General features: G+C 61.1%; 9 protein-coding genes. 4 read left to right on the top strand and 5 right to left on the bottom strand.

Going from position 1 to position 12,305, the window contains the following annotated elements:
• Together IH881_11860 and IH881_11855 are read left to right on the top strand one after the other, a co-directional pair.
• Positions 1 to 492 (top strand): hypothetical protein (locus IH881_11860; protein MCH7868383.1); only part of this gene is annotated, 492 nt, incomplete at its 5' end.
• Between the two features lie 234 nt (positions 493 to 726).
• The gene (locus tag IH881_11855; GenBank protein MCH7868382.1) at positions 727 to 1,950 is read left to right on the top strand and encodes a putative porin; all 1,224 of its coding nucleotides are present in this window, start codon (positions 727 to 729) and stop codon (positions 1,948 to 1,950) included.
• A gap of 30 nt (positions 1,951 to 1,980) precedes the next feature.
• On the opposite strand, the gene IH881_11850 is transcribed toward IH881_11855, so the two are convergent.
• Both IH881_11850 and IH881_11845 read right to left on the bottom strand, forming a co-directional pair.
• The gene (locus tag IH881_11850) at positions 1,981 to 4,290 is read right to left on the bottom strand and encodes a hypothetical protein (protein MCH7868381.1); all 2,310 of its coding nucleotides are present in this window, start codon (positions 4,288 to 4,290) and stop codon (positions 1,981 to 1,983) included.
• Complete coding sequence (locus IH881_11845; protein MCH7868380.1) at positions 4,287 to 5,489, bottom strand: hypothetical protein; 1,203 nt, start codon at positions 5,487 to 5,489, stop codon at positions 4,287 to 4,289. The genes IH881_11850 and IH881_11845 overlap by 4 nt, the downstream gene beginning before the upstream one ends.
• A 167-nt stretch (positions 5,490 to 5,656) precedes the next feature.
• On the opposite strand from IH881_11845, the gene IH881_11840 reads away from it, so the two are divergent.
• Positions 5,657 to 6,487, top strand: coding sequence for a WecB/TagA/CpsF family glycosyltransferase (locus tag IH881_11840; GenBank protein MCH7868379.1), 831 nt, complete (start codon positions 5,657 to 5,659; stop codon positions 6,485 to 6,487).
• Positions 6,394 to 7,506: an NAD-dependent epimerase/dehydratase family protein gene (locus IH881_11835; GenBank protein ID MCH7868378.1), complete on the top strand. Its 1,113-nt coding sequence runs from the start codon at positions 6,394 to 6,396 to the stop codon at positions 7,504 to 7,506. Before IH881_11840 ends, IH881_11835 begins: the two co-directional genes overlap by 94 nt.
• Here the strand turns inward: IH881_11835 and IH881_11830 are convergent, their stop codons facing one another.
• The 3 genes from IH881_11830 to IH881_11820 all read right to left on the bottom strand — a co-directional run bounded on the left by IH881_11830 (position 7,507) and on the right by IH881_11820 (position 12,305).
• Positions 7,507 to 8,469, bottom strand: coding sequence for an OmpA family protein (locus tag IH881_11830; GenBank protein ID MCH7868377.1), 963 nt, complete (start codon positions 8,467 to 8,469; stop codon positions 7,507 to 7,509).
• A 103-nt stretch (positions 8,470 to 8,572) separates the two neighbouring features.
• Positions 8,573 to 10,279 (bottom strand): SUMF1/EgtB/PvdO family nonheme iron enzyme, encoded by a 1,707-nt coding sequence (locus IH881_11825; protein ID MCH7868376.1) that lies wholly within the window; start codon positions 10,277 to 10,279, stop codon positions 8,573 to 8,575.
• A gap of 67 nt (positions 10,280 to 10,346) precedes the next feature.
• The gene (locus IH881_11820; GenBank protein MCH7868375.1) at positions 10,347 to 12,305 is read right to left on the bottom strand and encodes a hypothetical protein; all 1,959 of its coding nucleotides are present in this window, start codon (positions 12,303 to 12,305) and stop codon (positions 10,347 to 10,349) included.

The following is a 12,305-nucleotide window of genomic DNA, read 5'->3' as shown; positions in this document are numbered from 1 at the left end:
GACTATGTGGATGGCCGGATTTACATCGAGCGGAGTGCTGCAGGCCCGGCATCTACGGCTGCGATCCTGGACAAGACCAAGAATGACCATGACGGCGACTACCTGATGCCACCCTTTGTTCAGGAATTGATTCAGCAGCACTGCACCGGTGCCAGGTTCGATGAGAAAACGCCGCTGTTCAAGAACTGTCATCCGCAAGCAGTCGGTCCACTCTGGGGTGAGGATGCGCTCAGACAGATGTGGAAGCGCGCCACAGACCGATCTGGCCTGCCCTGGATGCCGGTGTACCAAGCGCTGAAACATACGCAGGTGAGCGCCCTCAGAGCCTTTGGGGTCAGCCGTGATGACATCGTTGAGCAGTGCCGATGGGCCAGTGCAGAGATGCTTGAATCTTATGATGACGGGCGACCTGAGCGTGACGGAGTAGTCGTGACGCTCGGTGAACTGGCCGAGGAACCGCGCAGAAAAGCCAGACAAGGTGGCGAAAGTTGACCGAAACACAACACAGTTCAGTGTGCGGTTCAGCAAGAACGATTGCTGCTACGCTGCTGCTGAAAAAAACAAGTGCTCAAAACCACCGATTAGAGGCCGAACTCGGCTTCCTCAGCGAGTCCATAGAGGTTCAAATCCTCCCCGGGGATCCAAGCCGCACGGCTGACCGATGAACACCCGTGCCGTTGATATTGCATCGTATCGTCATAAAGGATCGGAAAGGACATTCTGTTCATGCCCGTGGCAAAATCTGGTTTGTGTAAGTCCACGTTGACATCGATGACATCGATCGTGGCTGCGGCAATCGCGACGGGCCTGGCGCTTGGAATCGCAAATCCCACGCGAGCCAGCGAGGACCAGGCGAGCTGGTACGAGCGCATCGACTTTGGCGGAGACTTTCGCGCGCGCAGCGAAGAATTCATCGTCTCTGGACGCAGAGATCGTCATCGACTGCGGTATCGACTGCGTCTGGGCGCGACAACCGAACTCAATGACTACTTCGACGCGGGTTTCAGGCTTGCTACGGGATCGGGTGCAAACACCTCCAACCAAACCCTTGGTTCTGGAGACGACTTCGACCCCGATGGGGTTTTCATCGATCGGGCCTACCTGACCTTCCAACCCCACGGCAGTGAAAAGCCGATCTTCGGTGACTCACTGGCATTGACGTTCGGGAAGATGTCGAACCCCTTCAAACCGAAAGGACTCGGCCCGGCCTTGCTCATGTGGGACGTCGACCAGATGCCAGAGGGCGTAGCACTGGGCTGGTCCGCCACCCCAGCTGACCGCTGGACCACGAACCTCGACGTGGGCTACTTCGTGATCGACGAAAATGCCTTTAAGCGTGACCCGATAATCTTGGGCGTACAGCTCGAAAACGACTTGAAGGCACACAAACAACTGCACCTCAAGACTCAACTCAGCTATTACGCCTTGCGCAAATTGAATGATGACTTTTTTGAACGCAGCTTGGGCGAGGCTGGGGAAAATTTCGGATTTGGCGGCAATACGAGCGGGCTTTCCAAGAACAACGAGATCGACTTGATCGAATTTCACGGCGCGATGACGTGGACGGGCTGCGAAAACTGGCCTCTCACCGTTTGGGGCAATCTGATTTATAACGCCAGTGCGGTTGGCATCGGGCAGGGGAAACAGAATCTAGGCTTCGGAGCTGGCTTCGAAGTGGGCAGCAAGACCGCCACGGTCAGGTTGGGCCTGGGTTACTTCGAAATCGAAGCGGACGCCGTTCCCTCGATGCTGGGCGACAGTTCCCTATTTGACGGAATTACCAACGGCAAGGGATTTCAAGCCTTCGTCATCCGCCAAATTTGGAAGAACATCGATTTCGATCTCCACACCTACTTTGGCAAGGTGCTCAATCGCGACTTGAGGGGACATCAGAGTGTGACGCCAATAAAACGAATCCGCATTCAGACCAACATCATTGCGAGATTCTAGAGGACCCCGTTCTAGGCTGACTCTGACTCGCTAAAGCGACGCGGCCTGGGAGGACGCGGGCACCTCGACCCAGGAGGCCACCCCCGAATCGGGCCACTCGGTTTCGATGCCGAGCAAGCCCGCGAGAATGCGCGGAACCCCGCGCAGATGCGGTTGGCCCGGCGCACGTCCGGTCGGAACCCCGGCCCCTGCAAGCACGAAGAGCGCATCGGTTTCGTGCTCCATCGGGGTGCGAATTCCGTGGTCCGACATGACGAGCAGGATGTCGTCGCGATCCATCGCTGCGTAAACCTCGGCGAGTCGGGCATCGATATAGCGATACGCGGCCAGGAGCGGACTCTTGCCGTCGTCCTGTCCCCCCGAAAGCAAGTCTCGGAAGAACGCGTGGGTCAACAGGTCCAGGGGCTCGATTCGCAACACCAGAAAATCGATCTCTCCCCGGCGAATGATCTCTACTGCGGTATCGAACTCGGCGGCAATGGTCTCCATGCGACGACGCTGACGCGGACCCATGTCGATCCCCGGAAAGCGACTGAGCTCTTCGCCCGTCAAGGTTCGAACGGAGTTCGCGAGCAAGAGCTTTCGCCGCGCGCCCAACGGTCCGATCATTTGCGCGTGATGGCCAGCGTCGATGCCCCCGTGCGAAAAGAGCATGTTGGCGGCGACGAGTTCCCCGGAGCCGACCCGCTCGAAGAGACTCTCACTCTCGGGCAGCACGGCGGACAGAAAACCCAGCGGATTATCCCCCACCGACGCCAGGCCTCCGAGTTCGAGACCCATCCGCTGCACCAGACCGAGGAAACTCACCGAGCGACCGCGCATGGGCCAGACCAGCGCTTCCATGGCCGCGGCGGTAAAAGCCGGATTGCTTTCGAGCACGGCCCGATAGCCATGAACCAGCAGATGGTCGAGCAGCGGCAATTCGCCCCGGGCCCGCAGGTACTGGGTGAGGCGCCAATCCGCACAATCGAGAATGATCGTGAACAAGCGCCGTTGACCGTCGGGCGCTCGGGTGGGACCCACGATCTCGCTCTCCACGGATTCGACTGGAGGGCGAGGTTCGATCGTGACCCCGACCTGGCTGCCCGCCAATGGCCAGGCCATGCCGGACCCCCGGGTCCGCCCTTGATGGTCGCGAAAGACCCAGCGCTGGGGCGTAAAGGACAGGCTGCGCGCAATTTCTATCGTTTGTCCCGGTTCGAGGGCAAAGGCTTCGTAGTCACGGTCCGGGGGTTCGCTCGAATCGGGGGATACCAGCAGCGTTCCACCGGCCTGTGCGTTTGCGCCGAGTCGAAACAGGAAACGCCCGGTTTGGGTCGACGCTGCGGCGACATCTGCAACTGGAAGCGGTGAGGTCGCCCGGGCGATTTCTGCCCGCGTGAGATTGGGAAACGCAACAAATTGAAGAGCGTCGTCATAGAGCGCCAACGCGTCGTCAATACGCCTGTCGGCGATCAAGCTTCCGATCAACCGCCGGAAGAGCGCCCAGCGCAAGTGAGCGTCCCCCAGCGAGGCCTGGTCGACCAAAGCCTCTTCGAGCAGCGCGATGGCGGTCTTGTCGGGATCGCGCAGGTGCGAGACGCTGACCCGCAACGCGTAGCGCGCGCGAAGGTCTGCCGGATCGGCCCCCGTGTTTTCCCACACTTCAAAGTGACGCTTGAGCGCGCCGATTTCACCCTGGGTCGCGATTGCGCTGGCGCGGGTTTCGAACCAGATCAGCAGCAACGGATGACCCTTGGGCGGAGGCTTCTCGCCCAGCACTCGCATTGCAGCTTCGGCATCAAAGTGGCCCAGATGAGAGGATGCGATCGCGATGCGGAGTGGAAACGATTCGAGCCCATCGCCGATGCGCGCCTCCATCGCTGCATGGCTGGCCTGCTGGCCCTCGACTGCAGTGCGGGTCAAGATTTCGAGTTCGAGCAGCTTGAGGTCTCCGGGGTGCGCGGCCGCCGCCTTGCGAGCGAGGTTCGCCGCCTCGACGACGCGCCCCTGTTGCGAGCGAACTCGCGACACCAGGGTCGCAAGCACCGGATGGGGAACCCAGGGTGCCTCGGGCTCCGCGAGCAGCAGTTCGTCGATCAGGCTTGCGCAGTCGTCCCGGCGATCGCGGTTGAGCAGGGCCCAGCAACGACATTCGGCCGCGGTGCGGCCGTCGGGGTCCGGAGAAACCAGCGAAGCCGATGACGCAATCGCTTCGTCGTACTGGCCGTCCCCCACCGCATCGCACATCGCCACAATCAGCTGCTGGCGCTCTGACGGACGCCCGGCGGCGTTGACTAGCCACAGTGCGACCGCCACGGCTACGGACATTGCGACGACGCCGAGGGCCCGCAGCATCATGACGCCCCATCCAATGCGAGCTGAACGCGAAGCTCTAGACGTTCGCCGTCGTTCGATCCGTCGATCCGAAGTTGGTCCCACACGTAATCGAAGTTCGCCCTGCCCTCACCGGTACCCAGCTGTTGCTGAAGCCGGCGATCGGCTTCGGGCAGCCGATCGAGATGGACGACGAGTCCACCGCTTTCTCCGAAGAGTGTCGGCTGGGCGGAGGATTTCAGCGCGAGGTTGATGCTCATCGGATTCCAACCGATCACGATGCTGCGCTCGGTCAAGACGTAACACGGAACCAAGTCCGGCAGCAGACGCAGGTCGTGGAAGCAGGCGCCTGCGAACTTGCCCTGGCCATTGGGCATGTCGTGAACGTAGTCCGTGTGATGAATGGGCCAGGTGGCTTCGAGTTCGGACACGAACTGTTCCATTGCGGCTTTCGCCGCGGGGCGCAGGGAGTAGTCGAGGGCAAGCGCTACCGGCGGCGTGAGCAGCCCCTCTCGGGGCATGTAGATCGCAACTTCCCAGGTGCCGTCGAGAACTTGTCCCAGGAACAACTCGCTGCGCAGGCGAAACATCTGATCGGCCTGGCTGTCTTGGGATACCAGGGCGGCGACGTTTAAACCCGAGGCGGGGCGCAACCGCGCGTGCACCAGGGTTTCGGCGGCGCTCAATGCGTTTGCACCCGCCGGATCTTCGCCTGGGACCAACAGCCCGGCGAGCCTCAATTCGGTCGGGGTGTCGACCCTGGCGACGATCGAGATCGCTCCCGTGGGCGTGCGCACGAGCTGTCCACTGAGTTGACGCCCCGGCTGGGTCTCCACCACGATGGCGAGGTCGGCGTCGGCCCTCAGTGCAACGAGTGAATCGGGCACCTGGGCCGCGGTCGCGCAGCGCACGTCGTCGATCCAATTTTGCGTTTCGAGGTCCGCAGGGTGGGCCAGAAAATCATCGCAGTCTGCCAGACGTTCTCGCAGCTGAACGGCCGCGCGAGCCACCGGCGTTCCGCGCAGCGATTCGAGCGACTCGAGAATCTCCGAAACCACCTGGGCGTCGCCGTAGATCCAATGTCCGGGGGGCAGCGTGGGTGCGGGTTCATCCACAGCGCAGCCGCTCAGGAGCCAGAGCCCTAGACCCAGCAGGCACAGCAGGCCACCCTGCAGCGCGTACCGGGGCCGCTCGACTATTCGCGTATTCGTAGAATGGGCCACTTCGGACTGGACCTCGATGACTCGCACAATCGTCCTCATCTCCGATCTGCATCGGGAACGCTAGACACCCGCTTGAGCAGATTCAGGGAGAAGTCCGCCGTCTTGCGAGTCTTTTGGCGTATTCGGGTTGCTCAACTCCGATCCACAATTCGCCGATACAAGCCCCGATGAATGCCTCATTGCAAGCCGAACCTGGCGACTCGATCCGAGACGAGTCGAAGAGTCGTATCGGCCTCGAATCCCGTCACATCCTGGGTATGCGGGTGGACTGCACACACTACGCAGAAGCCGTCGAGCTGATCTGCCAGCTCAGTCGCAGCCAACGCGGAGCGAGCGTGTGTGTAGCGACCGTGCACATGGTGATGGAAGCCTATGACGATCCGGATTATCGCCGGGTCGTAAACGGTGCGGACCTCGTCACCTCGGATGGTGTGCCGTTGGTGTGGGGACTCAGACTCCTCGGCCTACCCCGCGCCGAACGAGTCTACGGTCCGACCTTGACCCCAAAATTGTGCGCCAAAGCCGAAGCCACCGGATGCCGGGTAGGCTTCCTGGGCGGCACCGCAGAAACCCTGGCTGCGCTTTCTCGGCAGCTCCGCCGGGACTTTCCGAAGCTCGACATCGTCTTCAGCCATGCTCCGCCCTTTCGCCCTCTGACCCCGGACGAAGACGCATCGCTGGTCGCCGCCATCGAAGCTGCGGGGGTCCAGATTCTCTTCGTGGGACTCGGTTGTCCCAAGCAGGAACGTTGGATGGCCGAACATCGCGACCGACTGCACTGCACCTCGGTCGGCGTCGGAGCGGCATTCGATTTCATCGCCGGCAGCAAGCTCCAGGCACCGGGCTGGCTCCAACGAGCCGGGCTCGAGTGGCTTTTTCGACTTTTGACTGAACCTGGGCGCCTATGGCGCCGTTACCTCTACAACAACCCGAGGTTTATCTGGGCCTTCGCCGTTCAAGTGTGCCGGGAGCGACTGGCACGGCGGGCGGCAGGCTGAGCGGAAACCGCGGCGCAGCTACGTACAAACATTGGAGCAGGACCGTGAAGCAGAAGAAGCGGATACTCGTAACCGGAGCCGGGGGTTTCATTGGACACCATTTGGTCAATGCCCTGGTCGATCAGGGACATTGGGTCCGCGGCGTGGACATCAAGGAACCCGAGTTCGAGCCGTCGATTGCCCAGGAATTCGCGCTGCTCGACCTGCGGCGCTGGGAAAATTGTCTCGAGGCCAGCGAACAGATCGATGAGGTCTACAACCTCGCGGCAAACATGGGCGGCATCGGGTTCATCTCGGGAAACAAGGCCGAGATCATGCACGACAATGTGTTGATCAATATCCACATGCTCGAAGCGGCGAGACAGCACAGCGTTGAGCGCTACCTCTACACTTCCTCGGCCTGCGTGTATCCGATGTACCGCCAGACCGAAACCGATTGCGAAGCTCTCAAGGAAGAGGACGCCTACCCCGCGGATGCGGAAGACGGCTATGGCTGGGAGAAACTGTTCTCCGAGCGACAGTGCACGCACTACCGCGAAGACTATGGACTCGAAACGCGCATCGTGCGCTTTCACAACATTTTTGGCCCGTTGGGAACCTACGACGGTGGCCGCGAAAAATCTCCGGCTGCAATTTGTCGCAAGCTCGCGCTGGCCAACCCCGGTGACGAGATCGAAATTTGGGGCGACGGCAAGCAAACGCGATCCTATTGCTACATCGACGATTGCGTCGAGGGACTGCAGCGGATCATGCGGTCGGACTACTGCGAACCACTCAATCTCGGCCAGGATCGCATGCTGTCGATCGATGAACTCGTCACGATCGTCTCCGAAATCGCGGAGAAGGACGTCAAGCGCCGCTACAACCTCGACAAACCTCAGGGCGTGCGCGGGCGCAACAGCGACAATGCGCGCTTGCGCGAGGTTCTAGCTTGGGTACCCCAGGTAAGCCTGGAGCGGGGTCTCGAACTGACCTACAGCTGGATCAAAGCGCAGCTCGAAACCCGATCGGGCGAATAGCTAGGGAACCAGCTCGAGTTCGACGCGGCGATTGCGCTTCATCGCGGCTGCATCTTGCCCTTTCATCATGGGCTGCGACTCGCCTAAGCCCTTGAACTGGATGCGCTCGGGAGCGATCTGATACGTATCGATCAGATACTGCCGGGCGGATTCGGCGCGCATCTCGGAAAGCGCCTGGTTGTAGGCCGCGTCGCCCAGATGGTCCGTGTGGCCGACCAGCATGAAGCGCTTGTCCCTGAGTCGTTCGTCGCTCAGGGCCGCACCCACGACGTCCAGGTCACCGCGCACGTCGTCGCGCAGATCCGAAGATCCGGATTCGAAGTTGATGTCGAGGGCGAGCTTCGGACGGTGAAGGGAGCGAGTGGCCTCGGAGAAATACTGAACGATGCCACCTCGGGTATAGCCTTGCCCCGTTTTCCTGCCCGGCACGATATGGAGATCGACCTGCGCACCCGAAACTCCGGCGCCGCCCTGGGCAACAATATCCCGCAACTTTTTTGCTACCGCCATGGCATCGTCGCTTCCGACCATCGCATACTCGTCTGACGACTGAATCCCGAGGGACTCGCGGGTGATCGGTTGCTTGCTCGCCACGACAAAGAGTGATTCCTGCCCGTACGGGGTCGTGGCTTCCCCGACGTCGAGATCCAGTTGTTGCTGACCGCTCAGGATCGTCCCTTCCGGCGCAGGATAAAGCAGTACCAGGTTGCCATCGGCGTCGAGGTATATGGCCGTCAGATGGACGTCGTCGCTCGATGCGAAGTGAAAGGCAATCGGCGTGCCTTCTTCCAGGGGAAGGCCGTCTCCATCGTTGGCCCAGACCTTCAGGCTGTCGCTGGGCGACACGACCTGTTTGAGAATTTCCAGCACCTCATCTCGAGGTGCTGCGCCACTCACCGTGGCGAATGCACCGAACGCGAGCGAAGTCGCCAGGGCAATCGTGTACATCGCGGCTGATTTCATCGAAACACTCCACCGAATGAAGCTTGAGATCGTTGGATATTCTAGCTCCGGCCGCGCTCTTTGCACGGCGACAGTAGGGTTCCCGAAAGCGTCAAAAGGTTCCCTACAGGTCGAGAACGCAGCGGAAACCGGCGTCGTCGCTGCTGAAGTCCGCCAGCTCGTCAGCGCGCATCGCCGAGCGCAAGTACGCAGGATTGTCGGTATTCCAGGCACCACCTTTCAAGACCGACTTCCCGGCATTCGTACGGCTCGAAGTCCATTCCCAGACATTGCCCGCGAGGTCTTGCAAGCCATCGGGGGTCGCGCCGAGTGGATATGAACCCACGGGTTCGAGCGAGATCTTGGACCCGTCCTTCCAACGAACCCGCGACCCATCCCACTCATTGCCCCACGGAAAGACTCGCCGTTCGACGCCTCGGGCGATGAACTCCCATTCGACTTCGGTCGGCAGACGCTTGCCCGCCCATTCGCAGTACATAGCCGCATCCTTTTGACTCACGTGGACCACCGGGTGCTCGACACTGGGGGTCGCCCCGGAGCCATCGACGTTGCGCCAATTCCATCCCGCCTGTTCAATCCAACCATCGTGGTGGCTCAAACCCTTCGTCTCGGCATCGGTGATATGACCCGTCGCAGTTGCGAACTCGGCAAACTCGGCGTTTGTGACCTCGGTGCGATCGGCCTCGATGTCCGCGATCCGGACCTCCCGCAGAATCTCCGATTCGTAGTCGCGAGGATCGCAGCTCTGCTGGTATTGCGCGCACAGGGTCATCGCGGCGGAAATCTCTTCTGGGGTGCTGCCCGCCTCGAAGACGGTTCCGGGGAGTGACGCCGGAACTGCGATCTCTTCGCTGCGGGTGAAGAAGTACAGTCCAAAGGCTAGAGCCCCGAGCGCAAATAATCCGGCGATCGCCGCGATGGTGTTGCGTGACTGCGGCGATGCGGGGGCCGTCGCGCGGGACAATGCCCTGGCAAACTCGGTACAGGAGGCGAATCGCTCCTTGGGATCCCGGGCGATCGACTTCATGATCACCTTTGCAACTGCGTCCGGAATATCCTTCACCACGTCGCTGATCGGAATCGCATCCTGGCTGGACTTGAGGACGAGCGTCTCTTCGGGAGTCGACGCCCGAATCGGCATCTCGCCAGAAAGCCCGAGATAGATCGTGACCCCGAGACTGTACTGATCGTAGGCCCCAGACAGTTCGCGCCGAATCGCCTCGGGAGGAGCGTATGCAGTGGTGCCGACGAAGGTTCCGACCTGGGTGAGCTGGGGGGCAATCTGGGTTTGATCCGGACTCAGATCGTGCATCACCGTGGCGATACCAAAATCGGAAAGCAACACATTGCCCTGTTCGTCGAACAAGATGTTGTCTGGCTTGATGTCCCGGTGGACGATGCCCTTCGAGTGCATGAAGTCGAGGGCGCTCGCAATCTGGGGAACCCACTGATCGAGTTCGCTGAGGGCGATACGACCATCGGACGCGTCCATCTTCATCCGGAGATCGCCGCCCGAGAAATAGGCCACTACGCAAAAGGGGACGCCTTCGAACTCACCGTAGTCCTGGATGGGCAGAATATGGGGATGCACGAGGGCGATCAGACTGCGCACTTCTTCGATGAAGCGCTCGCGAAAGCCGGGTTGTTGCAGCAACTCGGCGTGGGGAACCTTGATGACAACTTTGCGGCCGAGGGTCTGGTCCATACAGGAATAGACCGTCGCCATGCCTCCAGCGCCCAACTCCGATTCGACCACGTAGCGATTGGACAGGGTCTGTCCAATCAAGTTCCAATTACCGGGTCCGGGCAAAACCTTCTCCAATTTCTTTGCTTGGCTGGGATTGGCTGGGCGTATCGACTCGACAGACAATGCAAAATCAGTCGAGGATTGCCATCCCCACTGCTCGGCCCGGCGCAATCCCGACCCAGTGCAGCAACAGAGCGTTTCCCGAGGCTTCGGGGATCTGCCAGCCGATCCAGAATGGCGCATCGCCGGGCGGTGCGGTCACCTGATACTCCGAACTCGCCGCGTCGAAGCTCACATCAGTGCCCGCGGTGAAGAGTCGACTCGGATCCTCGGCGCGAAGCGCACGCAGGCTGAGAGCAGCCCCCTCTTCTACACCTTGCGGGCTGCCTTGCGGGCTGGCCCGAAGAACCAGCACATCACCCGCCACGATTCGATCAAAGCGAAGCCAGGCGCTGTGCTCACTCTTTCGCACCGCCTGCCCCAGCGCGTCGAAAGAAAGCGGCCCGAAGCGAGCAGCGTCGCTAAAGCCCGCGACCTCGCCGCGAACATCGAAGGGGCGATACCACGCGCGAAATCGCTCTGCGGCATACGAGGGTATTGCCTCGCCACCCTCGGGTTCGACCTGGGTGAGACTGTAGTAGCTGGACAATGTTTGGTGGCGTGCTGACCCCACACTTTTCAACCAATCTCGGTACTTTGCATCCGCTGGCTCAAGAGACTCGGGCCAGTTCGCAACCCAGATGACAGCACCTCTGGGCAGCGGTCCGAGTCGCTCGAGAACGTGGCGAGGGGTGTGGCGAATTCGGCCGCCCAGATAGTGGCCGAGCGGCCGTTGATGGCGAGCGGGAAGCACGACATAGAAGGCGGGGGCGTCCATCGCCGGCCAACCCTCTGCAGTTTCGCGCCAGGCGTGTTTTTGAGCAGTCTGTTCCTGTACTCCCGCCCCGACGAGCATCATGCAGACCACGGCCAGTGCGGACAGTTTGATCGCAGGTCGCGAACCGAGCCCTCGACACGCCATCGCCAGCCCGATCAGGAAATACGGAAGCAGAAAGATGCTGTAGCGAGGTCGGTAATAGACCACCTGATAGCTGGCACAAATCACTGCACAGACCAGCAGGGGAAAGGCGATATGTCCGAGCAAATGCAGGGCAGCGTCGCGACCGGAGCGCGACGCGTCGTGTGCGCGCAGGTAGATCGCCGCGGCAAAGATGCCCACGGGTAGCAAGGCTGTTGGAATCCACCATTGCGCGTGCTGATGAATCGTGAGCGCCCTGCCCCAGAAGAACTCGCGACCGACGAAGGAGAAGTAGTCGACGACACCGGGAAACGGCATCCAGTCCAGGCCCACCTCGTTGACGAGGGACTCCCGGAATCCCAGGACGTAGAAGAGCCAGGGCGAGAACATCAAGCCGACCGCGATGGCCGCGAGCGCCAGACCGGCAACGGCGGACCACGCTCTTTGCCGCGCAAAGATCAGCAACGCCAACATCCCTTGTCCCACGAGTAGCGTCGCACCAACGTAGTGAGTGAAGAGCAACGCTACTCCGCACAGGGCGAACGCCGCCGCGGCCTTCCACCAGACGGCTACCGCCGCACCGTTTCTCACAGCGCGCGTCCAGTGCCACAAGGCCAGAGCGGAGCCGAGTGAAAGGGCAGCCGCCTGGGTGTACATACGGGCTTCGTCGGCGAAGTAGATCTCGAGCGGGTTTACAGCGGCAAAGATCCCGGCGAATTGCGCGGTGCCGTTGCCCGCCATGGTTCTGGCGAGTTCCATCAACAGAAAAATTCCGAGCAGGCTCCAAACTACGCTGTATCCGCGCAGGGCGACGGCCAGGGTTGTCGGGTCCGTCTGGGATTCGTCGCTCGGCAACATCTGCCGCCACAGGGACAGGCCCAGGTAGTACGCCGGGGGATGGGTATCCCGCGCGTTCGTTTCCAGGATCTCGCTCAAAGAGCCCTGGCTCGCGGTCGCGCTAAAGGCTTCGTCGACCCAAAACGACTCGGTCGCAATGCCAGCGAGGCGCAATATCAATGCGAGCAGGAGGATGGGCAGACAGCTGCGGAGACGAAACGAAGGGCTTTGCAT

Source organism: Myxococcales bacterium, assembly GCA_022563535.1.
Taxonomy (GTDB): Bacteria; Myxococcota_A; UBA9160; order UBA9160; family UBA4427; genus DUBZ01.
The sequence above is the reverse complement of the archived record's forward strand: the minus strand, read 5'-3'. Positions and strand labels throughout refer to the sequence as shown.